The following is a 23,998-nucleotide window of genomic DNA, read 5'->3' on the forward strand; positions in this document are numbered from 1 at the left end:
CCTGTCAGGACGCGCGGGCGGCCCCTGACTCAGTCGCTGAGGCGCTCCCCCGTGTCGGTGTCGAACACGTGCACGTGGCGCGGGTCGGTCGTCACGTGGAGCGTGTCGCCCTTGCGCACCGTGTCGCGGGCGGAGACCCGGACGATGATGTTGTTGGGCGTGCCCTCGACACCGCTGGTGCCGTAGACGAACGCGTCCGCGCCGAGCTCCTCGACGACGGTGACCCGCACCGGCAGGCCGCCGTCGTTCTCGCTCACCACGCGCCAAGCCTCCGGGCGGACGCCGACGGTGATGTTGCCGCGCATCTTCTTCGCCGCGGTCGGGTCGACCGGCACGAGGTACTCGCCGATCTTGGCCTGGTCGTCGGCGGCCTTCGCCTCGAGCAGGTTCATCTGCGGGGAGCCGATGAAGCCGGCGACGAACAGGTTGACCGGCTTGTCGTAGAGGTTCAGCGGGGTGTCGACCTGCTGGAGCTCGCCGAGCTTCATCACGGCGACGCGGTCGCCCATGGTCATGGCCTCGATCTGGTCGTGGGTGACGTAGACGGTCGTGACGCCCAGGTCGGCCTGGAGCTTGGCGATGTCGGTGCGGGTCTGCACGCGCATCTTGGCGTCGAGGTTCGACAGCGGCTCATCCATGCAGAAGACCTGCGGGTTCCGGACGATCGCGCGGCCCATGGCGACGCGCTGGCGCTGGCCACCGGAGAGTGCCTTGGGCTTGCGCTCGAGGTACTCGGTCAGGCCGAGGATCTTCGCCGCCTCGTCGACGCGCTTCTTGCGCTCGTCGGCGGGGACCTTGGCCATCTTCAGCGCGAAGGCCATGTTGTCGGCCACGGACATGTGCGGGTAGAGCGCGTAGTTCTGGAAGACCATCGCGATGTCGCGGTCCTTCGGCGGGGTGTGCGTGACGTCGCGGTCGCCGATGTAGATCTTCCCGGAGTTGATCTCCTCGAGCCCTGCCAGCATGCGCAGGGACGTGGACTTGCCGCATCCGGAGGGCCCGACGAGGACCATGAACTCCCCGTCGTGGATCTCGAGGTCGAGGCCGGGCACGGCGGGGCTGTCTGCCCCGGGGTACCAGCGCTGGGCCTTCTCGAAAGTGACTGTGGCCATGATTGAGCTCCTTCACCGGCAGGTACGTGCCGGACGATCCGTAGTGAAGTGACGGGAGTCACAGTACGGGACGAGTGCCCTGCTCGGCCACGGGGTCAGCCGCGCCAACGCGCGGGGCCGCCTCGCAGCTCCAGCCCCGTGCCGAGGGCGTTCCAGCCGATGCCCACCGGGTCGATCACGCCACCCCGGAACCGGCCCGCCTCGTCGCGGTTCTCGAACGCCAGGAAGCAGTGGCTGCCGTCGCGGCGTCGGGCGACCTTACCGACATAGAGGTCCTCGCTGGTCAGCCGCACCGCCCGGTCGACGTCGACGGGCGCACCCGGTCCGGCGACCGGCACCGACCACACGCCGCCGGACCCGGGCTCGTCGTACGGCATCTGGTCGGACAGGCACGAGAACAGCAGCGCCCAGCGCCCGTCGAGCTCGACCAGCGAGATCACCTCGAGCCACCGGAAGCGCGCGCTCGGCGTGCTCAGCGGGGGCAGGACGTCCCAGGCGTGCAGGTCGTCGGAGACGGCGTGGGCGACGACGCCCCGCTCGACGCCCATCCCCTGCGCGGTCGCGTACAGGTGCCAGGTGCCGTCGGCGTCCCGCTCGACCCACGGATCCCGCCAGTGCTCCTCGCGCCCCGCTCCGGCAGGCGCGTCGGCGCGGTCCGGGTCGAGGGTGCCGTACCAGCGCGGATCCGCCTCGAGGACCGGCTCGGGGTCACGCACCCAGGTCGTCAGGTCCCGCGACGTCGCGACGCCGATCCGCTGCACCCGGCCCTGCTCCCGCTGCGCGAGGCCGGTGGTGAACATCCACCACCGGCCGTCGTCGTCGCGCACCACGCTGCCCGTCCACGTGGCAAGGTCGTCGAAGGCCGGCGGTGGCTGCGGGTCCAGCGCGTCGGTCACGCGCGTCCAGCTGCTCAGGTCGGCCGAGACGGCGTGGCCGACCGACGCGTGCCAGTGCCGCAGGTCCGGGTCCCCGAGCGTGCGCGGTGCCTTGAGGAAGAACAGGTGGTACGCCGTGCCGTCGTCCGCCGCAGGGTCGGCGACCACCCAGAAGTCCCAGACCCAGTCGTCGGCGAGGTCGAGCATGTCGGTCGGGTCACGCCCCGAGGCCGCGCATCACCCCTTCACCGCGCCCGCGGTCAGACCGCGGACGAAGTACCGCTGCAGCGCGAAGAACACGAACATCGGGATCACCATCGAGACGAACGCTCCCGCGGTGAGCAGCTCCGAGCCCTGCCCCTGCGTGCCGAGCAGGCCCTGCAGCGACACCATGATGGTGGTGTTCTCGCTGGTCAGGAACAGCTTGGCGATGAGCAGGTCGTTCCACACCCACAGGAACTGCAGGATCGCGAACGCCGCCAGCGCGGGCACCGACATCGGCACGATCAGCCGCCAGAAGGTCTGGTAGTGCGTGGCACCGTCGATCTTCGCCGACTCGATCACGGTCTTCGGCAGGGTGGCCATGTAGTTGCGCAGGATGTAGATCGCCAGCGGCATGCCGAAGCCCGTGTGCAGCAGCCACACGGCGATGTACTGGCCCGAGATGCCCAGTCCGTTCGGGCCGAGCAGGTTCAGCATGGGCTGGAAGGCCACCTGGATCGGCACCACCATCACCGCGACGATCAGGATGAACAGCACGTCCTTCCCGCGGAAGTCCATGAACGAGAAGGCGTACGCCGCGAACGCCGCGAACATGATCGGGATGATCGTCGCCGGGATCGCCACGATGATGCTGTTGACCAACGAGTCGCCGATCGACGAGGGGCCCTCGAACACACCCCGGTAGTTGTCCAGCGTCCAGCCGCCGTTCCCGAACGCGGTCCACCAGCCGGTGGCCGCCTGGGCCGAGCGGCTCCGGAACGACGTGACCAGCAGCCCCAGCGTGGGCAACGTCCACAGGATGCAGAGCAGCACCATGACGACGATGGAGAACCAGCTGCGCCGCCTCCCGTCGGCCATGAGCCCGTGCCCGCCCCGCGGCGCCTTGCCGCCCGCCGCCTCGGCCTCGGCCACGGTGGTGTCTGTCTTGACGCTCATCGGCCCATCTCCTCCCTGCGGAAGTGGCGCACCTGGTAGATCAGGATCGGCGTCACGGCGATGAGCAGGACCACGACGATCGCCGAGGCGACGCCGGCCTGCTCGTTGTTGACCAGCTCGTTGAAGAACAGGTTCGCGATCACGTTGGTCTTGTCCCGGCCGTTGGTGAGGACGTAGACGATGTCGAAGACCTTGAGGACCAGGATCACCACGGTGATGAAGACCGTGATGATCGTGCCCCTGATCTGCGGGATCACGACCTGGCTGAAGATCTTCCACTCCGTCGCGCCGTCGATGCGCGCCGCCTCGATCGTCTCCTCGGGGACCCCCTTGATCGCCGAGGACAGCAGGATCATCGCGAAGCCCACCTGGAGCCAGATCAGGATCACCATCAGCAGGATCGAGTTCAGCCGGAGGGTGCTGATCTGCAGCCACGTCTGCGGCTCGCCGCCGAGCGCCCGCCAGACCGCGTTGAGCAGGCCCGTGGGGTCCTCGTTGGCGGGGTCGTAGGCGTAGATCAGCGACCAGACGACCGACGCACCGACGAACGAGATCGCCATCGGCAGGAAGATCGTGCTCTTGGAGACCTTCTCCCCCTGCGGCGACAGCTTGTCGGCGAGCACCGCCACGATGACTCCGACGACCACGGTGACCGCGGGCACGATGATCAGCCACAGGATGTTGTTGCTGATCGCCAGCCAGAACTCGTCGCTGGTCCCTCCGGTGAAGATGTCCTTGAAGTTGTCGAGCCCCACGTACGCCGTGCTGTCGGAGTTCGCGAACGCGAAGTTGATCGTCTGGACCGTCGGGTAGATCAGCATCAAGCCGATCAGCCCGATGCCGGGCACCAGGAAGGCGTAGGGCATCACACCCCGCGACAGCCGGCCCGGCATCGCCTCGACAAACATGTTCAGGAAGTAGAAGAACAGCCAGGCACCGGCGACCCCGGCGATCAGCGCGATCACCCCGATCAGGATCCTGCTGCTCCCGAACCAGTCGGGGTGGTAGGCCATCGCCAGGAACAGGTTGCCGATGAACCAGACGACCACGATCACGCCGCCGAGCCCGATCAGCATCTTGGCGAGGTGCATGCGGTCGGGGTCGCCGGGCTCGCGCGGGCTCGCCGGTGCCGGCTGGGCCGGCGGCGTCGGCTCACCCGGTGCGGGTGCCCCGCCGGCGCGCGAGGCGCCGGCGGTCACGTCGGTCCCGGTGCTCATTGCGGCCACGAGCTCTCGATCGCCTTGGTCGTGTCCTCAGAGCTCTTCCCTTGGACCCACTCGACCATCCCGGTCCAGAACGTGCCCGAGCCGACCTCCTTGGGCATCGCGTCCGACGCGTCGAACACGAACTCCGGCGCGTTCTTCGCCATGTCGGCGATGTCCTTGGTGGTCTGGTCCGGGTAGTTGCTCTCGTCGAAGGTCGTGTGCGGCGACAGCCAGCCGCCGGCCTGGGCCCACTCGGCGCCGAACTTGTCGGAGGTCAGGAACTCCATCACCTTGATGGCGTCCTCGTCGTTGCCGTTGAACAGCGCGGCGAGGTCGGCGCCACCGAGGAGCGGCTGCTCCTCGCCCGCCTTCTCGGCCGGCCACTGGAAGACGCCGATCTGGTTGTCGAGGTCGTCCTGGATCTTGGGGTCGAGGAACGAGATCTCGAAGTTGCCCTGCCGCTCGAGCATGCACCCGGGCGGGTCCTTGAACGCGGGGACCATCGCCTCGGCGAAGGGGGTGTTGACCACGGTCTTGACGCCGCCGTACACCTCGCCGTCCGTGCGCGCGATCTTGTCGAAGGCGTCGAACGCAGCGACCACCTTCGGGTCGTCGAACGGGATCTCGTGCTTGACCCACTGGTCGTAGACGTCGGGCCCGTACAACATGAGCATGAACTGCTCGATCCAGTCGGTGCCGACCCAGCCGGTGGCCTGGTCGGAGCCCCACGCCATGCACCAGGGCGTGGTGCCGTCGGACTTGATCTGGGCGGTCAGCTTCTCCAGGTCGGCCATCGTCTCGGGTACCTGGTAGCCGGCCTTGTCCCACGCCTGCTTGGGGTACCAGACGATGCTCTTGTTGGCCATGCGCATCGGCGCGCCGTAGACCCGGCCGTTGAGCCGCGCGGCCTCGAGGAAGCCCGGCACCAGGGTGGACTCGAGCTGGTCGTAGTCGAGGTAGGTGTCGATCGGCTGGACGTAGCCCTGGTCGGCGAGCTCGAGCAGCCCACCGGGCTGCGGGAAGAGGCCGATGTCGGGGGTGTCGCCGGAGCGGACCTTCTGCTTGATCGTGGTGGTGAAGTCGGCGTCGGCCGTGTAGGCGATGTCGATGCCGCTGTCCTTCTCGAACTGCGCCAGCGACTTCTCGAAGGCCGCCTGCTCCTCGCCGGCAAACGCACCGAGCATCGTGACCTTGCCGTCGCCGTCGGCGCTGGCGTTGTCGACGTACCCGTTCAGCCCTTCCCCGGACCCGCCACCGCCCGGCTGCTGCAGACAGCCGGTGAGTGCCATGGCGGCGAGCACCGCCACCCCTGACGCCGCCCAGCGGCGACCCGAACCTCGTCTCATGAGTCCCTCCTCGTCGAGGGGCCAGCGGCTCGTCCCCGCCACCCCGGTCCCCGGTGTGTGGTGCGCGTCACACGTGCACCACTTGTTTACTCGACAACGAGGGACCTGTAAACGACCAATACGGTCACGTTCTGCATGCGGACAGGTTGCAGGCGCGACAGACGTGGATCTCAGAGCTGGACACCCGACATCTCGATGGACATCTCTGCCGTACCGACCGCATCCTGAGGACGGAGGATCGGCCTCGGCACGGGAGGTCTCATGGGCGCTCTGCCACGACCGGATGTCCCGCCGGGTGCGCACCGGGATCTCGTCGACGCGCTCCACGACCTCCACCACCGGGCCGGCTGGCCAAGCCTCCGCACGCTGGCCCGTGAGGCCGGTTGCAGCCACACCACCGTCTCCGCCGTCTTCTCCTCACCGCGGCTGCCGTCCTGGGGCACCCTCGAGCTCCTCGTCGAAGCCATGGACGGCGACACCCACCACTTCCACGACCTCTGGCTCGCCGCCAGCAGCCCCACCGATACCCGCTCCCCCACCATTGCCCGCATCGCCGGGCGTCGCACCGAGCTCACCGCCGTACGCCGCCACCTCGAGACCGGCACCGGCCTCCTTCTCGTCACCGGCGAGGCCGGGATGGGCAAGACCGGGCTCGTCGCCACCGCTGCCGCCGTGGGTTCCGACGGGTTCGTCGCCACCGGCATGTGTCTCCCACTCGCCTCGGAGGTTCCCCTCCTCCCCGTGGCGGACGTCTTGCGCACGGTCCACCAGTCGGACGGGGGCCACTGGCTCGACAAGGCCCTCTCGCAGTGTGCTCCCTACGTCGCCGGCTCCCTGAGCCTCCTGGTCCCCGAGCTCGCCGAGTGGGAGACGCCCGTGCCCGGCGACGACTGGGCCCGCCAACGGCTCTTCGCCGCAGTCGAGACGGTCGTTCAACAGCTGTCCGAGGAGCGCGGGCTCGCGCTGCTGATCGAGGACCTCCACTGGGCCGACACCGCCACGCTCGACCTGCTCGAGCACCTCGTGAATCGTGACCCCGCCGTGCCCATCGTCGGCACCTGGCGCCTCGACGACCCGACCGTCGAGCGACCGAACGCGGAGTGGTTCAACCGGGTCCGGCGGATACCCGCGGTCACCACGCTGACCCTGACCCCACTCAGCCACGACGAGACCCGCGACCAGCTCACGCTGCTCACCGGTCAGGTCCCGGGCGCCGCGTTCGTGGACTCCATCCACCAGCGCACGCAGGGACACCCCCTGTTCACCGAGCAGCTCTCCGCGCACGGCGACACGGACCGACCGCTCCCCTCCCTGCTGGCCGACCTCCTGGACGCCCGCCTCGGCGACCTCACCGGGCCGGCCTGGTCCGCCGCCCGAGCCCTCGGGGTGGCGGACCGCCCGCTCGGCGACCACCTCCTCGCAGGAATCACCGGTCTCGCTGCGGCCGAGCTCGCGGCGGGCCTGCACGACCTGGACGCGCGCCGGCTCCTGGCACCGCCCGCGAGGAGCGAGACAGCGCTGCGGCATCCGCTGCTCGCCGAGGCGATCCGTCGACGTCTGACACCCGGCGAGACGAGGGCCGAGCACGCCGCCGTGGCCCGCGCCCTGGGGTCGTCGACGGCACCGGAGCCCGCCGAGGTCGCGCTCCACTGGCAGGCCGCGGCAGAGCCCTTCGAGGAGCTCGTCTGGCGGATCCGCGCGGCCATGGCAGCCCACGAGCGCTTCGCGCTGCGGCAGGAGGCTGCGCAGTGGGTCCGGGCGCTCGATCTCTGGCCCGACGACGCGGCCGAGGCCGGGCGCCCTCCGGTCCGGCGGGTCGACGCCCTCGTGTCCGCCCTGGACCTGTATTTCGGTGGGATCGACCCCGAGCGCGCCTCGGCCCTGGCGGAGGAGGCCCTGACGCTCGTCCCGGGACTCCAACCCCCCGACGCCGCCGAAGTGCTCCTGCAGGTCGGCTTCCTCCATGCCGACAGCGGCGAGCCCGAGCGGGGCCTCGACTTCTTGCAGCGCGCGGCCGGGATCTTCGCGGAGCTCCCGCCCTGCGACGGCCATGTGCGGGCCCTCTACGCGCTCGAGCTGACGCTGCGGGATGTCGGGCGGCACCAGGACGCGGCGGCGGCGGTGGCCCGCGGCCTCGCGGTGAGCGCCGAGCTCGAGGACCACCGGTGGTATCGCACCATGCTCATGCAGCAGGCGTGGTACGACGCCCGAGCCGGTGACCCGGCAACCGCGCTCTCGCGCGCCCGGGAGGCCTTCGAGGTCGAGGTCCCCGGCCCGGACCCCCGCGGCGAGGCCCGGCTGGCCGCGGACCAGACCGACCTCCTTCTCGAGACGGCCGCCGACGTGGAGGACGTGGTCGCCGCCGGCACTCGCGGCCTCGATGCCGCCGAGGCCTGGGGCCTGGACATGTTCACGGTCCGGGTGGCGCGCATGAACGTGGCCCAGGCCCTGTGGCGGGCGGGTCAGGTACGTCGCGCTGCCGGGTTCATCGAGCCACACACGCAGGGGCCCCCGCTGGAGGACGGCTGGGTGCTCCACGCGGAGCGCGCACGCCTCGACATGATGCAGGGCCGGCTCGAGTCGGCACGGGAGCTCACCCACGAGCTGAGGACCGTGCCGACGAGCTGGTTCAGCTCACGCATCGAGCTCGCCGAGTGCCTGGCCGGTGTCGCGGTGTGGATCGGGGAGCCGGAGACTGCGCTCGAGGTCGCGGTCCCGGTCGTCACGGCGGCCGCACCGACCGAGGCCGCGGTCGGGCTGGGGCCGCTCCTGGCTCACGCGGCACGGGCAGCCGCGGACACCGCGGTCGGCACCGAGTGGCTCGGCCGTCTCACCGCCCTGCATGAGTCCTGCGTCGTGGACCCCTTTGCGATCCGTGCGGTGCCGGCCGACAGTCGCGCCTGGGCAGCGACGTGGCGAGCCGAGCTGGCCCGTCTCGACGGCTCCGCGACGGTCCCGCAGTGGGTGGTGGCGGCCACCGAGTGGGACCGGATCCACCGCCCGCACGACGCGGCGTACTGCCGGTGGCGGGCGGCCCAGGTCGCGACCGCCACCGGACAGACCACCGCCGCGACCAAGCTGCTGCGCCGCGCGGCCCGGGACGCCCGCGAGCACGTGCCTCTGCTCGCCGCGATCCGGGACTCGGCGGCGCCCCGGACCGGGTCGGCGCTCGTCAATCGACGCTGATCCACCAGCGGTCGCGGGACTCGCACCCCGCGCTCACCCGGGGCACCCAGGGCACACCCACGTAGCGCGGGTCGATCGGGCTCGGGCAGTCCGCCTCCCGGGCGACCGGCTCCTTTGGGACCGCCTCCTCGCCCGGACGTCCGCACACCGGCACGAAGCCGTCGTACGCCGGGTTCCAGTGCGACTGGATGATGAAGCACGGCCGGCCGGTCGGGTGCTGCCGGTTCACGGTCTTGCGGTACTCGTCGTCCACGGTCGAGTGCTGCCGAGCAACGTCAGGGTGTCCGGCCGCGGGCGTGGCGATCGGCTGCGGCCCGGCGTACGCCACGGCGGGGAAGCCGGCAATCGTCGCGGCGGCGGCCACGACGACGGTGCGCCAGCGGCGGACGTGGATCTGGGTGGTGGTGTTCATGGCGGTGTCCTTCGTCGATGGGTGGGTGGAACACCTCCACGCTCGAGCCGGTGCGGGCCCGGTTGACGGCGGTTGACAGAACTGGACAGCCGTCGGCGAACGCCCCTCAATTTCCGGATGACAGCCGCCTCCGGACGCGCGCATCCTGAGGATCAGCACTGCGCGTGGACAGGAGGTCACGTGGGGGCCCTGCCGAAGCCGGATGTCCCGCCGGGCGCCCAGCGGGATCTCGTCGACGCGCTCCACGACCTCCACCACCGGGCCGGCTGGCCCAGCCTCCGCACGCTGGCCCGGGAGGCCGGTTGCAGCCACACCACCGTCTCCGCCGTCTTCTCCTCACCGCGGCTGCCGTCCTGGGGCACCCTCGAGCTCCTCGTCGAAGCCATGCACGGCGAAACCCACCACTTCCACGACCTCTGGCTCGCGGCCGGAACCCCTGCCGAGGCCCAGCCGCCCATCACAGCCCGCATCGTCGGCCGCCGGGACGAGCTCGCCACGGTCGTCGACCACCTCGTGACCGGGAGCGGCCTGCTCGTGGTCGCCGGCGAGGCCGGGATCGGCAAGACCAGGCTCGTCACCACCGCTGTCGCGCTGACGCCGCGGGACAACTTCGTCGCGGCCGGGTCCGCTCTCCCGCTCTCGTCCGAGGTGCCGCTGCTGCCCGTCACGGACGCGCTGCGTGCGGTGCACGAGTCCGACGACGGCCGGTGGCTGGAGAAGGCCCTCTCGCAGACCGCTCCGTACGTCGCCGGCTCCCTGAGCCTGCTGGTGCCGGAGCTGGCCCAGTGGGAGGCGCCCGAACCCGGCGACGAATGGGCCCGCCGACGGCTCTTCGCCGCGGTGGGGACGGCTCTGCGCCACCTGTCGGCGGAGCGCGGGCTCGCGCTGCTGATCGAGGACCTCCACTGGGCCGACACCGCCACCCTCGACCTGCTCGAGCACCTCGTGAATCGTGACCCCGCCGTGCCCATCGTCGGCACCTGGCGCCTCGACGACCCGAACGTCGAGCGGCCGAACGCGGAGTGGTTCAACCGCATCCGGCGGATACCCGCGGTCACCACGCTGACCCTGACCCCACTCAACCACGACGAGACCCGCGACCAGTTCACGCTGCTCACCGGCCAGGTCCCGGGCACCGCGTTCGTGGACTCCATTCACCAGCGCACGCAGGGACACCCGCTGTTCACCGAGCAGCTCTCCGCCTACGGCGACTCGGACCGACCGCTCCCCTCCCTGCTGGTCGACCTCCTGGACGCCCGCCTCGGCGACCTCGCCGGGCCGGCCTGGTCCGCCGCCCGAGCCCTCGGCGTGGCCGACCGCCCACTCAACGGCCCCCTGCTCACCGAGGTCACCGGCCTCACAGATGCCGACCTGGGGACCGGTCTGCACGACCTCGATGCACGTCGGCTCCTGACGCCGTCGAGTGGGCACGAGGCCGCACTGCGACATCCGCTGCTGGCCGAAGCGGTGCGCCGTCGCCTCGTTCCGGGCGAGAGTGACGACGTCCACCGTCGCCTCGCCACCGCGCTCGGCGAGCTCGAGAACGCTGAGGCGGCCGAGGTGGCCGTGCACTGGCGGGCCGCGGGCGACACGCGGAAGGAGCTCGCCTGGTTGGTTCGCGCGGCGGAGCAGGCCGCACGACGCATGGCGTTCGTCCAGGAGGCAGAGCACTGGTTGCGCGTCCTCGAGATCATGCCGGACCACGACCCGGAAGCCTCGATCACGCGTCCAGCCGCCCTGATCGCGGCGGCCGAGGCGAACGAGCGCTCCGGCGCCGAGGACGCGGCCCTGACGCTCCTCGAGGAGGGCTTGTCCCGCGGGGATGCGGCGACGGCCCACGAGCGGTTCGACCTGATGGCACGAAGCGCGGCGTACATCTGGGGCCAGCGTGGGCCGGCCGAGGCGCTGGACATGCTGGACCGCGCCGTGGGACAGCTCGAGCAGGACCCGCCTCCCGGGGTGGTCGCCAGAACCCTGCCGCTGCGGGCGAACCTGCTCGCGGCCGCGGGGCGGTTCGACGAGACGGTCCAGCACCTCGATCTTGCCATCGACCTCGGCCGGAGGCTGGACGACCGCGACCTCATGGCCGACGCCCTTTCGTGCAAGGTGTGGCACGTGGGCGTGGCGGGCGACCTCGAGAGCAGCCTGGAGTGCGTGGCCGAGACACGCCGTCTGCGAGCAGGCTCCTGGCCACCGGGTCGCGAGGTGGGCCTGGCCATGATGCACACCGACGTCCTCCTGATCCACGCCCGGCCGGCCACCGAGGTGGAAGCGGCCGGATCCCGGGCACTCGCCTTGATCCGTGAGCACGATCTCCACCACACCCAGGGCATGATGGTCCGCTCCAACGTTGCCCAGGCCCTGCTCGAGGCAGGCGAGGTCCGGCGGGCCGCAGCACTCGTGAGCCACGCCGGGGAAGGGCTCCAGTACTCGACGTGGCCGGTCGACCTCCTGGCCGCCCAGGTGCAGCTTCTCGAGGGTCGTCCGGAGAAGTCCCTGGTCACCCTGGAGCGGCGCCGGCAGCGCGATGCGCTCGCCGACTTCAGCTTCGCCGTCCCGGCGGCGGAAGCATGGATCTGGCTCGGCGACCCGGGCCGCGCCTGGGAGCGCCTCCGTCCGACGCTCGAGGAGCTGGGGACCGGACAGGCCGGCAGGTTCGCCGCACGGCCGTTCGTCGTCGCGGCGCGAGCGGTCGCCGACCTGGTCGACGGCGGGTCCGGTCGATCGGGAGCAGCCACCTGGCTCGCCACTTTGAGGACACTGAGGAGCCATGCTGCCGTCGATCCCCTGGGCCCGGGTCGCGTACCGGGCATCCGCCCTGCGGCCACCGCGACCTGGCAGGCCGAGCTGGGTCGTGTCGACGGCTCAGCGACGGTCCCGCTGTGGGTGGCCGCCGCGGCCGAGTGGGACCGGCTGGTCAGGCCGCACGACGCGGCGTACTGCCGGTGGCGCGCCGCGCAGGTCGCCCTGGCATCGGGCCAGGCAACCGCGGCGGCGAAGCTGCTGCGCCGCGCGGCCAGGGACGCCCGCGAACACGTCCCCCTCCTCGAAGCCATCCGGGACACCCAGCGGTAACCGGGGTGTCACCGGAGATGGTCCGAGTCAGGCTCCGACGACCAGCACCGGCCTCGGCTCCACCTCGACCCGCACCCGGTCGTCGACCTGCAGCCGGTGACCGGCGCTGCTGGCGAGCTGGGCCAGGACCTCGGTGCCGTCGGCCAGTGTCGCGGTCGCCCGGGAGACCGGGCCGAGGAACGAGATGCTCACGATGCGCGCCTCCCCCTCCGGGTCCGGTGCGAACGAGACCGCCTCGGGCCGTACAAGCGCGAGGCCCGCGCCGGTCGCCGACCCCGCCAGCACCGGCACCCGGGTGCCCAGGACCTCGGCGATCTCGCCCGCGACCCGGGCCGGCACCCGGTTGCTGAGGCCGACGAACTCGGCGACGAACGGCGTGGCAGGCGTGGAGTAGAGCTCCGCCGGCGGGGCGATCTGGTCCAGGCGTCCGTCCTTCATCACCCCGACCCGGTCGGCCACGGCCAGTGCCTCCTCCTGGTCGTGGGTGACGAAGAGGGTGGTGGTGCCCACGTCGCGCTGCACCCGCCGGATCTCGTCGCGCAGCTGCACGCGCACCTTGGCGTCGAGCGCGGACAGGGGCTCGTCGAGGAGCAGCACCGACGGCTCGATCGCGAGCGCCCGCGCCAGCGCCACCCGCTGCTGCTGACCGCCGGAGAGCTGGTTGGCGTAGCGGTCCTTCTGGGTGCCGAGGCCGACCAGGTCCAGCATGTCGCCGGCCCGGGTCCGCCGTTCCGCGCGGGACCGGCCGCGCAGCTTCAGCCCGAAGGCGACGTTGTCGAGCACGGTGAGGTGGGGGAACAGGCTGTAGGCCTGGAAGACCATGCCCATGTCCCGCTTGTTGGCGGACACGTGCGAGAGGTCCCGGCCCCCGACCGAGATCGTGCCGGCGTCCTGGGTCTCCAGCCCCGCGAGGATGCGCAGCGCCGTCGTCTTGCCACAGCCCGACGGACCGAGCAGCACAACCAGCTCCCCCGGGTCGATGTGGAGGTCGAGACCGTCGAGGGCGTGCACGTCGCCGTACGAGCGGCGCAGTCCCGTCATCTCGACGGCGACCCCCTGCGTGGCGCCGCGGACCTCGCGGCTAGCTGCGTCGGACATCTACTTCCCTTCGGAGGTACGCCGGCGGCGGTCGAGGAACGACAACGCGACCAGCAGGAGAGCGGCGAACAGGATCGACGCGAGGGCCGCGGCCATGGACTCGGGCGCGTTGCTCTTGCTGAGCAGCACGATGACCACCGGCAGGGTGTCGTAGTGCAGCAGCGAGGAGACGGTGTACTCCCCCAGCACCAGCGCCACCGAGACGAACGATGCCGCGAGGATCCCCGGCCAGATGTTCGGGACGATGACCCGCGTGATGACGGTGGACCACCCGGCCCCCAGGGACCGGGCCGCCTCGGCCAGGGTCCGCACGTCGAGCCCGCCGAGCGCGGCGTCGATCGCCCGGTAGGAGTAGGGCAGCACCAGGACGACGTACACGAACGCCAGCGTCAGCGGTGAGTCGCCCACCAGGTAGTTGACCCAGGCGTAGACGTTCTTGATCCCGACCACGATCACCAGCGGCGGGATGGTCAGCGGCAGCAGGCAGAGGAACTCCACCAGCCGGGAGGCCGCGGGCACCCGCAGCCGGACCCAGATCATCGTCGGCACCAGCAGCACCACCATGCCGACGACCGTCAACAGCGCGAGCTGGAGCGAGGTGGTGATCCCCTCGGTCATCGTCGGGTCCTGGGCCAGGGCCTGCCAGGCTGCGCCCGAGCGTTCGTCCGTGCCCGGCACCTTGGTGCTGAAGTCGAGCAGGGCGGCCAGCGGCAGCAGGAAGAACGCCGCGAACAGCAGGAGGAGCAACCACCGCAGGGCGCGCCAGAGCGCGGATCCGTTCACCGCAACCACCTCGACGTACGCCGCAGCAGCCAGGCGTAGAGGGTCATGACGACCGCCACGACCACCACCATCTCCAGCGCGAGCGCGTAGCCGAAGTTGGCCTGCCCCAGCACCACCTCGCTGGTCAGCGCGGCTCGGATCAGCAGCGGCGTGATCGGCGCACCCTGGCTGACCAGTGCGGCCGCGGTGGCGTACGCCGCGAACGCGTTGGCGAAGAGCAGCAGCGCCGAACCCAGGAAGGCCGGGCGCAGCAACGGGAAGGCGACCTGCAGCCAGTACTGGCGCGTGGAGGCACCGAGGTTGACCGCCGCCTCCCGCCACTGCGGCCGGAGGCCCTCCAGCGCGGGCAGGAAGACGATCACCATCAGCGGGATCTGGAAGTAGGTGTAGACGAGGATCAGGCCCGGCAGCTTGTAGAGCCAGCCCGACCCGGTCGCGTCCACCCCGAACGCGTCGGCGAGCAGGTTGGTCAGCAGCCCCCCGAAGCCGAGGGTCGCGATCCAGGCGAACGCCAGGGTGACTCCACCGAACTGTGCGAGCACGCCGCACACGGCGGTGATCGCCCGCCGCATGATGCTGGTCGGCGGCGCGACGACGACCAGGTAGGCCAGCAACGCGCCGAGGACCGCTCCCACCGCAGCCGAGGCGAACGAAAGCACCAGGCTCTGCCGCAACGCACGCAGGGCCGTGTCGGACCAGAGTGCCTCGACCTTGTCCGTCGAGAAGCCGCCCCCGTCTGCCTGGAAGGCGCCGACCGCGACGGTGATCGTCGGGATCAGCAGGAAGATCACGACGTAGACGAGGAACGGGAGCAGGCCGACCGAGGGGCCGACGCGGAGGCGCCGGCCCCTCGGCTCGGGTGGTGTCGCAGTGGCTGCGGACACCGGTGCCAGCGTGGTCAGCCGACTGCCTTGGCCCAGTTGTCCGCCAGGTAGGCGGCCATCTTCTCGGTCTGTGCGTTGGTCGGGATGACCGGCTTGCCGGAGACCTCCGGGAGCGCGTCGTACTCGGCCTTGTCGATCGTGCCCGCCTTGACCATCGCGTCGGCGCGCACCGGCCGGGCGCCGCCGCCGAGCCAGAGGTTCTGGCCCTCGTCGCTGTAGAGGAACTCCTCCCACAGCCGCGCGGCGGCCGGGTGCGGCGCGTCGGTGCTGATCGCCTGGAAGTAGTAGCCCGCGATCGGGGCCTCCTTGGGCACGTAGACCTTCCAGTTGTCGAGCTTCGCCGACTCGGCGGCGTTCAGGTAGTCCCAGTCGATGACGACCGGGGTCTGGCCGGACTCGATCGTCGCCGAGGTCGGGTCGACCGGGATGAAGTTGCCGGCGTCCTTGAGCTTCTTGAAGTAGTCGACGCCCGGGGCGATGTCGTCGGCGGACCCGCCGTTGGCGACCGAGGCCATCACGACACCGCTGAACGCGGCACCGGCCTGGGTCGGGTCACCGTTGAGGGCCACCTTGCCCTTGAACTCCGAGCCGAGCAGGTCGTCCAGCGACGTCACGTCCGGCACCTTGCTCGAGTCGTAGCCCACCGACATGTAGCCGCCGTAGTCGTTGACCCAGGTGCCCTCGGGGTCCTTGAACTCGTCCGGGATGTCGGCCCAGGTGCTGACCTGGTACGGCGCGAACAGGTCGGTGTTCGCCAGGGCCACGGACTGGCCGAGGTCGAAGACGTCGGGGGCCCGGTCGGTGCCCTCGAGCTGCTTGGCGGCGTTGATCTCGTCCTGGCTGGCCGCGTCGGGCTGGTCGGAGTTGACCGTGATGTCGTACTTGTCCTCGAAGGCCTTGATGATGTTGCCGTAGTTGGCCCAGTCCGGCGGGAGCGCGATGACGTTGAGCTCGCCCTCGTCCTGGGCGGCCTTGACGAGGTCGTCCATGCTGCCGAAGTCCGCGACCGACGTCGCGGAAGCAGCGTCGCTGCTGCTGGAGTTGTCGTCGGACGGGGGTGAACAGGCGGCCAGGGCGGTCGTCGTGGCCAGGGCCACGACGGAGACGAACACGGTGCGGACCTTCATGGGACCTCCTGCTGTCGGGGCGCTCGGGGGCAGCGCCGACGCGAAACCTCGCTTGGTCGTGCTGCCCGGAACCTACTCCCCGATGGCCGCCGTGGGGAGACCGGATGAACACTGGGTTTCGTGCAGGGCCCGAGGAGGCGGGCACGGACGCGGTCGTCCGGGCACCGCGAGCGGGGCGTAACCTGAGCGCTCGTGGCGAACGAAGCAGAGTTCCGGTACTCCGACCTCCTCCCCACCGGCAAGGACGAGACGCCGTACCGGCTGGTCACGACCGAGGGGGTCTCGACCTTCGAGGTCGACGGGCAGACGTTCCTCAGGGTCTCGCCCGACACGATCCAGCGGCTGACCGCGGAGGCGATGCACGACATCGCGCACTACCTGCGGCCGGCGCACCTGGCGCAGCTGCGCAAGATCATCGACGACCCGGAGTCGTCCGGGAACGACCGGTTCGTGGCGCTGGACCTGCTCAAGAACGTCAACATCTCTGCCGGCGGCGTGCTGCCGATGTGCCAGGACACCGGCACCGCGATCGTGATGGGCAAGAAGTCCGAGGGCGTGGTCACCGGCACCGACGACGGCGAGGCGATCTCGCGCGGGGTCTACGACGCGTACACGAAGCTCAACCTGCGCTACTCGCAGCTCGCGCCGCTCACGACGTACGACGAGAAGAACACCGGCACCAACCTGCCGGCCCAGATCGAGATCTACTCGACGCCCCAGACCTCCGGGCGGCCGGAGTACAAGTTCCTCTTCATGGCCAAGGGCGGCGGCTCGGCCAACAAGTCGTTCCTGTTCCAGGAGACCAAGGCGATCCTGAACCCGGGGCGGATGCTCACCTTCCTCGACGAGAAGATCCGCTCGCTCGGCACGGCCGCGTGCCCGCCGTACCACCTCGCCGTCGTCATCGGCGGCACCTCGGCGGAGTTCGCGCTGAAGACCGCGAAGTACGCCTCGGCGCACTACCTCGACAACCTGCCGACCGAGGGCTCGATGTCCGCCCACGGCTTCCGCGACCTCGAGCTGGAGGAGGAGGTCTTCAAGCTGACCCAGTCCTTCGGGATCGGGGCGCAGTTCGGCGGCAAGTACTTCTGCCACGACGTCCGCGTCGTGCGGCTCCCCCGCCACGGCGCGTCCTGCCCGGTCGCGATCGCGGTCTCCTGCTCGGCCGACCGGCAGGCGCTGGGCAAGATCACCGCCGAGGGCGTGTTCCTCGAGCAGCTCGAGACCGACCCCGCCAAGTACCTGCCGGACACCACCGACGAGCACCTTGACGACGACGTGGTGAAGATCGACCTGAACCGGCCGATGAGCGAGATCCTCGCAGAGCTGACGAAGTACCCCGTCAAGACCCGGCTCTCGTTGACCGGTCCGCTGGTCGTCGCCCGCGACATCGCGCACGCGAAGATCCAGGAGCGGCTCGACGCGGGCGAGGAGATGCCCCAGTACCTCAAGGACCACGCGGTCTACTACGCCGGACCGGCCAAGACCCCGGAGGGCTACGCGTCCGGCTCGTTCGGGCCAACGACCGCCGGGCGGATGGACTCGTATGTCGAGTCGTTCCAGGCCGCGGGCGGGTCGATGGTGATGCTGGCCAAGGGCAACCGCTCCAAGCAGGTCACCGAGGCGTGCCACGCCCACGGCGGCTTCTACCTCGGCTCGATCGGCGGCCCGGCCGCGCGCCTCGCCCAGGACTGCATCAAGTCGGTGTCGGTGCTGGAGTACGAGGAGCTCGGCATGGAGGCGGTCTGGAAGATCGAGGTCGAGGACTTCCCCGCGTTCATCGTCGTCGACGACAAGGGCAACGACTTCTTCACCGACCCCTCCGGTGCCGTCACCGTGCCCGTCTCGGGGATCCGGGTGCGCTCGGCGGAGTAGGCAGCCGGTCCGCCCGGGACGTCATGCGAAGTGAGGCCCCCAGGCCACGATTCGCATGACGTCCCGAGGAGCTCAGGCGGCCGGACGCTCGTCGTATCCCGCCCGGCGCAGGCCGTCCTCGACCTGCGCGAAGAACTCGTCGGGGCGCAGCCGCAGGCCCAGGAGCGGGAGCCTGAGCACGGTGTCCCCGTCGAGCGCCAGGGAGTTCTGCCGCAAGGCGTCGCCCACGACGTTCTCGACCCAGGTGTGGTGGATCCCGTCGATCTCCACGACCAGCTTCCACCGTCGCCAGTACAGGTCGAGGTAGTAACGGTTCGCGCCGTCCTTCCTCAGCACCTGCCGGTCAGGCGGCGGAAGCCCCCGCCGCCTGAGCTCGGCGACCACGTCGAGCTCGCCCAGCGAGCGCGCCCCGTCGACCAGGTCGTTGACGACGGCGTGCAGGAGCAGCCGACGCTTGTCGCGCCGGATGCGCAGGAGCTCCAGACCGATCGCTTGCGGCGTCGCGAGACCTTGCTGGACAGCCATCGTCAGCACCAGGACGCCCTGCTTGTCCGAGCGTGCCCACAATGCAGCCCGGACCGCTGCGACCGCGGGCCTGGTCCGGGGCACGCCCGTGCCGACCATGTCCTCCCTTCGCCATCGCCGGGTCTGGCGGATGTCGAAGTCGGCGGTGCGGCGGACTCGAGCGCCCCGTGGGACCGAGACGCGGATCCGGTCCACGGAGAACCGTTCCAACCCGCTGGCCGCCAGCGATGCGGCCCCGTCCAGGCAGGCACTCGGTCCGCCCTGGAAGACGGCGGCCCAGCGCTGGCCCTCGGGTTGCACGGGACCGGTGTGGAGACAGACGGACTGGTCACCGATCCGCTGCCACCGCTGGGCCCGCACGTGGGCCACGACCTGCCAGCGCGTCACGCCCGCGGCGTACAGCTGGCGTCGGGACACGACGCCACCCTGGCGCCCGGCGAGGCCCTTGACCCGGAGGAGCACGGCGGCGGAATCGATCGTGGACTCGGTCATGGCCAGCACCGTGACCGAACAGTCCCGTCCCTGCTCCTCGGAGCCGGCCGACTGGGGATGACCTCTGCCGGAGCCCGCGCTGTGGACGTCCGGCGGACCCGACGAGCGCCGGGACGTCATGCGAGTCGTGGCCCCTGACCCACGATTCGCACGACGTCCGCTGGGGAGGGACTGGAGCTAGTCCTTGCCCTCCACGTCGCGGATGTTGTCCGCGGGGACGGCGTTAGGGCCCGCCTCGCCCTCCTCGGGCTTGCCGCTCTCGCTCTCGGGGTAGCCCGCCGTGGCCTGGTCCGGGGCGATCGGGGTGTCGGCGTCCGCGGGGTCCATGCCGGACACCTCGGAGACCTGGCCCTGCTGCTGGTCGTCGTGCTCGTGGCCGTCGGTCACGTGTCTCTCCTCCGTGCTCGGGGACTGATCCCGCTCGTACCCCGGGGCCGGTCGCGTCACGCCTGCCCGGCACGGCTGCCACGAGAGGCGGCGTGGCGGGGGCCGACCGTGGCCGGCGCCGCCACCAGCGCCACCACCGCCCCCAGCACCACGTAGGCCGTCACCACCAGCAGCTGCCCGCTGACGTCACCGCCGAGGTAGACGAGCTCGCGGACAGAGCTGGTGCCGGCGCCGTTCGGCAGCCACGGGCCGATCGTCCGCCAGAGGCCGGGCAGCATCTCGCCCTGGTAGGCGCCGCCCGCACTCGGGTTGCCCAGCACCACGAACAGGAGCACGGTCAAGCCGATGCCGACCGCGCCGAAGAGGACCTGCAGCGCCATCGTCACCGTCGCCGAGGAGAGCACCAGTAGGACGCCGAGGCCCCCCAATGCCCAGAAGTGTCCCGGCAGGGCATCCATGACCGGGTCGACCAACAGTGCGCCGCCGAGTCCTGACAGGACGGCGTACGGCACCAGGGCGGCCAGCCGGACGAGAGCGCGTCCGCGAGTGGCCGGGCGCGCACCGCGGGCGATGCCGAGCATCGAGGAGACCAGGTAGCCACCGACGAGCCAGCCGATGACGAGGTAGAAGCCGGTCAGCCCCCGTGCGTCACCCTCCGCGAGAGGCACCAGGTCAGTCGTGGCCACGCTGCGCCCCTGGGACTGCTCGGCCTTGTCGACCACCTCGCCGACCGCCGTCGCGAGCGAGACACCGCCGCCGGACGCGACGTAGAGCGTGTCGTGCTTCGAGGAGCCGGAGATCACCAGCGCCGCCGCCACGTCACCATGCTCGACCTGGCGGCGGGCCTCGGTGGCCGAGCCTGTGACCGACGTGTCCAGCGGCCTACCGTCGAGGCCGACGAGCCCGTCGGCGGTGCGGGTGGCGTGCGCGCCGGCGACCGCCACCGGGATCTGGTGCGGCACCGGGTCGTGGAACGCCCCCACGTAGGAGCCGATGAACGCGAGCTGCACCAGCAGCACTCCCGCCACCAGTCCCACCGTGCGCGCGGAGACGGCGTCTCGCACCTCGGCGACGACAGCCGCGTACCGGCTCTGTGTCACTTGTTGCCTCCAATTATCGCTGCCCGTCGTTTCGCTACTCAGCGTAGCGCTATGATCGGCGGCATGGAACGTGAGGTCGGACGCACCGGACCGGGCCGCCCCCGTCGCAGCGGCGTGAGCCACCAGGTGCTCATCGCCACCCGCGAGCTGATCAGCGAGCGCGGCTACGCGGGCGCGAGCGTCGACCAGATCGCCACGACCGCCGGCGTCGCCAAGACCACGGTGTACCGGCGGTGGCCGACCAAGACCGAGCTCGCCGTGGCCGCCCTCGTCGACGCACTCGGAGACCTGCCCGAGCCGCGCTCGCTCGACGACGCCGTCCGCTGGCTGGCCGACCGGGTCCGGGACCGACAGGTGCACCGACTGCTCACCGGGCTCTCGGCGGAGAGCGTCCACGACGACGGACTGCGCACCGAGCTGCGGCGCCGGTTGCGCGACCCCTACGTGGCCGCGCTGGGCGCGCAATGGCAGTCCTCCCCCGAGGCTGCCACGCTGGCCTTCGACCTGGTGGTGGGGACGCTGCTGCAGCGTGCGACGATGACCGGCTCGGTGGACGACGAGAGCGTGGCGGACGTGGCCGCACTGGCCGCACGTGTCCTGCGCTAGTCACGTGGAAGGGAGCAGGACGTGAGGGACAGCGACAGCTCGCTGCAGTACGTCGAGATCGCGCGCGCCGAGTCCGAGCGCGGGGAGCTCGTCCTGCGCGAGCGTCGCAGCGAGGGGGCGCCGAGCGTGCTGGAGCTGCGGGCCAACGGGGTCTTCGTCATGGACACCCTGGAGACCAGCACCGAGCGGGCGCTCGCATCCGCCGCTCTCGAGCTCGTCGAGGACCCCCGGGCGGTCGTGGTCGCCGGGCTCGGCCTCGGGTACACGATGCACGAGGTGCTCGCCGACTCCCGGGTCGAGAAGTGCGCCGTCGTGGAGATCGAGCATGCCCTGGTCGACTGGATGCGCGGCGGCACCATCCCGCACGGGCCGGCGCTGCTGGCCGACCAGCGGGTGACCGTCGTGGTGGCCGACGTGGCGGTCGCCCTCGCCGAGGCCCGACCCGCGTCGTACGACCTGATCCTGCTCGACGTCGACAACGGCCCCGGCTACCTCGTCCACGAGGAGAACGCCGCCCTCTACCGCGCCCCGTTCCTCGCCGCCGGCCGGGCCGCACTGCGCCCGGGCGGCGTGCTGGTCATCTGGTCGGCCGCCGAGTCACCCGACCTCGCCCGGGCGCTGACCGAGGTGTTCGGCACGTGCGAGGAGCGCCCGCACCCGGTACGGCTGCAGGACCGGGACGAGACCTACTGGCTCTACGTCGCGCGGGTCTGACGATCGGCCCGGCCGGCCTGGGCGACGGGCGCCGAGAACGGGACGGGGTCGGCCGGCCGCATCGAGGCCCGGTCCTCGTGGTCGCGCTGCCGGACCGCGAGGCGGATCTGCTCGAGGTTGTTGCGCAGCAGGTCCGAGACCAGCTCGTCGGTCCGCGGGTCGCTGAGCATGTCGACGATGACCCGCAGCACCGTCTCGGAGATCTCGGAGACCGCTGTGTCGTACCCGGGCAGCCGGGAGACCAGCCGGACGTTCGGGTCGGCGCGCACCTTCTCCGCCACCAGCGACTTCAGCTCGTCGTGGTTCTCCAGCAGCGCGTCGGAGATGTTCTTGGTGTAGTGGCCGGTCCGGATGACCGCCGAGACCTCGTCCAGCACGACGATCGTCAGCGGACGCTTGAGCATCTCCAGCAGCCGCACCGCGAGCAGGCTCGCCCGGCGGACCACCCAGGGTCGCCGCATCCCCAGGCGCACCAGCACCGCGCCCACGACCGCCGCCAGCACCGAGCCGCCGAACAGCAGCCCCACGACCAGCAGCATCAGCTCGGACGTGCTGAGCTGCTCGGACCACGGCATGGGCGCAGCCTACGGACCCGGCACGGGGACGCTCCGGGCGGCCCGGGGGGCGTCCAGGAAGCACACGCGGCGCGAGATGTCCCCGGCGGTTCAGGAGACCTGAGCGTTCAGGGTGAGCCCGCCGTCCCAGCCGGCCACCGCTCCGAGCAGGAGCAGGCCCACGCCGACCACGGCGAGCACGACGTCGAGCCGTGGCCTGCGGGTCGGGAGTGCTGTCGGCAGCGGCAGCGCCAGGACCGCGACCAGGGCGAGCATCGCCAGCAGCGACGGGTAGCCCCAGTCGAAGTCCATTCCGCTGTGCAGGAGAAGCACGACCAACGTGGCCAGACCCCCGAGCCGGACGGCATCCCGGGCCCGGACTGCGGCCGGCAACGCCCGCACGGTGAGCACCAGGACCACGCCGAGCAACGCGAAGAACGGCACCGTGAGCACCAGTCCGCCATCCGACGCAGCCTGGAGGAAGCCGTTGTGCGCGAACGCCGTCGCCACGTTGTCGTGCCGCGTGGTCGCAACCTCGGTGGCACTGGCGAACGAGTTGAACCCTGCCCCCGACACCGGCCAGTGCTCGAAGATCCGGAACGCCCGGCGCCAGTCCTCGATCCGCTGCACGCCGTTGCCCACCAGGCTCGCGGAGCGCGCCGCGGTACCCGCCGTCGGCGCGATCTGCTCCGGGAAGAACAGCGGGCCGCTCAACACATACGTGACGCCCCACGACAGCAGCCCGCCCGCGAGCACCCTGAGGTGTCCTCGCCGCAGCAGCGCCAGCAGCACGAGGACTCCGATCGCCAGGGCCATCTGGGACCCCCGGCTCGTCGTGAATACCGTACCGGCGACGCAGATCGGCGCGAGGATCCAGCCCAGGAGCGCCACGGGTCGTCCGACCACGATGGCGGCGAAGCCCAGGACGGCACCGGCGGCCATGAAGATGCCGGCCTGGTTGTGCCAGTAGAAGGTGCCTTCGAAGAGCCGGAGCTGGTCCTGCCGGCCCCACCACGGCAGCCAGCCGAGCGCGAACTGCGCCCCGGCGGCCCCCACCACGGCCGCGAGCACGAGCTGGCGCCGGCCCGTCGTACGGGCCCAGGCCAGCGTGACCAGCCCGAGCTCGGCGGCGAAGGCGTACGACGCGGCGTCGTCACCGCCCGCCCATCCGGTCGGGGCGGTCAGCACCACGGTGAACGCGCCGAGTCCGACGGCATGGGCCAGCGCGGAGGCGGCCGTCGGCAGCACCTGCCAGGGCCGCACCGTCACGAATGCCGCCGCCAGGAGGAGGCACCCGACCGAGAGGTCGTGCGGTTCGCGACCGCCCGTTCCCCAGGTCAGGTAGGTCGCCCACCAGGCCAGCGTGGCCACCACCGTGACGTCGGGTGCCCACGTCGCCACGTGCCGCCGCCACCCACGGGATCGGAGGTCGGCGAGGGGCATGGTGGGGGTGGAGACGCTCACAGGAAGGGCATCGGTTCCCC

At 71.2% G+C, this 23,998-nt stretch carries 20 protein-coding genes; 5 read left to right on the forward strand and 15 right to left on the reverse strand.

The window, feature by feature from the left end:
• Positions 1-29: 29 nt before the first annotated feature.
• The 5 genes from ABD268_RS06690 to ABD268_RS06710 form a co-directional block, all read right to left on the reverse strand.
• The gene (locus ABD268_RS06690) at positions 30-1,112 is read right to left on the reverse strand and encodes an ABC transporter ATP-binding protein (protein WP_344149353.1); all 1,083 of its coding nucleotides are present in this window, start codon (positions 1,110-1,112) and stop codon (positions 30-32) included.
• Between the two features lie 95 nt (positions 1,113-1,207).
• On the reverse strand, positions 1,208-2,194 hold the full coding sequence (locus tag ABD268_RS06695; protein ID WP_344149355.1) for a glycoside hydrolase family protein: 987 nt from the start codon (positions 2,192-2,194) through the stop codon (positions 1,208-1,210).
• 30 nt (positions 2,195-2,224) lie between these two features.
• Positions 2,225-3,145, reverse strand: a complete 921-nt coding sequence (locus tag ABD268_RS06700; protein WP_344149356.1) for a carbohydrate ABC transporter permease — start codon at positions 3,143-3,145, stop codon at positions 2,225-2,227.
• Entirely contained in the window at positions 3,142-4,362 is a 1,221-nt protein-coding gene (locus ABD268_RS06705) for a carbohydrate ABC transporter permease (RefSeq protein WP_344149358.1), read from the reverse strand. Before ABD268_RS06705 ends, ABD268_RS06700 begins: the two co-directional genes overlap by 4 nt.
• Entirely contained in the window at positions 4,359-5,696 is a 1,338-nt protein-coding gene (locus tag ABD268_RS06710; RefSeq protein ID WP_344149360.1) for an ABC transporter substrate-binding protein, read from the reverse strand. The genes ABD268_RS06705 and ABD268_RS06710 overlap by 4 nt, the downstream gene beginning before the upstream one ends.
• A 261-nt stretch (positions 5,697-5,957) precedes the next feature.
• Between ABD268_RS06710 and ABD268_RS06715 the strand changes: the two genes are divergently transcribed.
• Positions 5,958-8,882, forward strand: a complete 2,925-nt coding sequence (locus tag ABD268_RS06715; protein WP_344149362.1) for an ATP-binding protein — start codon at positions 5,958-5,960, stop codon at positions 8,880-8,882.
• Here ABD268_RS06715 and ABD268_RS06720 read toward each other — a convergent pair.
• Positions 8,869-9,294 (reverse strand): hypothetical protein, encoded by a 426-nt coding sequence (locus ABD268_RS06720; protein WP_344149364.1) that lies wholly within the window; start codon positions 9,292-9,294, stop codon positions 8,869-8,871. The two genes, ABD268_RS06715 and ABD268_RS06720, sit on opposite strands and share 14 nt — an antisense overlap.
• A 180-nt stretch (positions 9,295-9,474) precedes the next feature.
• On the opposite strand from ABD268_RS06720, the gene ABD268_RS06725 reads away from it, so the two are divergent.
• Complete coding sequence (locus ABD268_RS06725) at positions 9,475-12,369, forward strand: ATP-binding protein (RefSeq protein WP_344149366.1); 2,895 nt, start codon at positions 9,475-9,477, stop codon at positions 12,367-12,369.
• 27 nt (positions 12,370-12,396) lie between these two features.
• Here the strand turns inward: ABD268_RS06725 and ABD268_RS06730 are convergent, their stop codons facing one another.
• The 4 genes from ABD268_RS06730 to ABD268_RS06745 are packed head-to-tail and all read right to left on the reverse strand — an operon-like array spanning position 12,397 to position 16,261.
• Positions 12,397-13,467 (reverse strand): ABC transporter ATP-binding protein, encoded by a 1,071-nt coding sequence (locus ABD268_RS06730; protein ID WP_344149368.1) that lies wholly within the window; start codon positions 13,465-13,467, stop codon positions 12,397-12,399.
• Complete coding sequence (locus ABD268_RS06735; protein WP_344149370.1) at positions 13,468-14,250, reverse strand: ABC transporter permease; 783 nt, start codon at positions 14,248-14,250, stop codon at positions 13,468-13,470.
• Positions 14,247-15,134, reverse strand: a complete 888-nt coding sequence (locus tag ABD268_RS06740) for an ABC transporter permease (protein ID WP_344149372.1) — start codon at positions 15,132-15,134, stop codon at positions 14,247-14,249. The genes ABD268_RS06735 and ABD268_RS06740 overlap by 4 nt, the downstream gene beginning before the upstream one ends.
• Before the next feature lie 14 nt (positions 15,135-15,148).
• Positions 15,149-16,261: an ABC transporter substrate-binding protein gene (locus tag ABD268_RS06745; protein ID WP_344149374.1), complete on the reverse strand. Its 1,113-nt coding sequence runs from the start codon at positions 16,259-16,261 to the stop codon at positions 15,149-15,151.
• Between the two features lie 192 nt (positions 16,262-16,453).
• Between ABD268_RS06745 and ABD268_RS06750 the strand changes: the two genes are divergently transcribed.
• Positions 16,454-18,136 (forward strand): fumarate hydratase, encoded by a 1,683-nt coding sequence (locus tag ABD268_RS06750; RefSeq protein WP_344149376.1) that lies wholly within the window; start codon positions 16,454-16,456, stop codon positions 18,134-18,136.
• Positions 18,137-18,208: 72 nt separating this feature from the next.
• Here the strand turns inward: ABD268_RS06750 and ABD268_RS06755 are convergent, their stop codons facing one another.
• The 3 genes from ABD268_RS06755 to ABD268_RS06765 form a co-directional block, all read right to left on the reverse strand.
• Positions 18,209-19,153, reverse strand: coding sequence for a DUF559 domain-containing protein (locus tag ABD268_RS06755; RefSeq protein WP_344149378.1), 945 nt, complete (start codon positions 19,151-19,153; stop codon positions 18,209-18,211).
• A 177-nt stretch (positions 19,154-19,330) separates the two neighbouring features.
• Positions 19,331-19,540, reverse strand: coding sequence for a hypothetical protein (locus tag ABD268_RS06760; protein ID WP_344149380.1), 210 nt, complete (start codon positions 19,538-19,540; stop codon positions 19,331-19,333).
• A gap of 56 nt (positions 19,541-19,596) precedes the next feature.
• Positions 19,597-20,640: a DUF3533 domain-containing protein gene (locus ABD268_RS06765; protein ID WP_344149382.1), complete on the reverse strand. Its 1,044-nt coding sequence runs from the start codon at positions 20,638-20,640 to the stop codon at positions 19,597-19,599.
• A gap of 63 nt (positions 20,641-20,703) precedes the next feature.
• Between ABD268_RS06765 and ABD268_RS06770 the strand changes: the two genes are divergently transcribed.
• Together ABD268_RS06770 and ABD268_RS06775 are read left to right on the forward strand one after the other, a co-directional pair.
• Positions 20,704-21,246 (forward strand): TetR/AcrR family transcriptional regulator, encoded by a 543-nt coding sequence (locus ABD268_RS06770; RefSeq protein ID WP_344149384.1) that lies wholly within the window; start codon positions 20,704-20,706, stop codon positions 21,244-21,246.
• Positions 21,247-21,267: 21 nt separating this feature from the next.
• A complete protein-coding gene (locus ABD268_RS06775) occupies positions 21,268-21,960 on the forward strand; it encodes a spermine/spermidine synthase domain-containing protein (RefSeq protein ID WP_344149386.1) in 693 nt (230 codons plus the stop codon).
• On the opposite strand, the gene ABD268_RS06780 is transcribed toward ABD268_RS06775, so the two are convergent.
• Both ABD268_RS06780 and ABD268_RS06785 read right to left on the reverse strand, forming a co-directional pair.
• A complete protein-coding gene (locus ABD268_RS06780; protein WP_344149388.1) occupies positions 21,942-22,535 on the reverse strand; it encodes a hypothetical protein in 594 nt (197 codons plus the stop codon). The genes ABD268_RS06775 and ABD268_RS06780 overlap by 19 nt on opposite strands.
• A gap of 90 nt (positions 22,536-22,625) precedes the next feature.
• The gene (locus ABD268_RS06785; RefSeq protein WP_344149390.1) at positions 22,626-23,915 is read right to left on the reverse strand and encodes an O-antigen ligase family protein; all 1,290 of its coding nucleotides are present in this window, start codon (positions 23,913-23,915) and stop codon (positions 22,626-22,628) included.
• Between the last annotated feature and the right edge of the window lie 83 nt (positions 23,916-23,998).

It is taken from the genome of Nocardioides koreensis, assembly GCF_039531775.1.
Taxonomy (GTDB): domain Bacteria; phylum Actinomycetota; class Actinomycetes; order Propionibacteriales; family Nocardioidaceae; genus Nocardioides; species Nocardioides koreensis.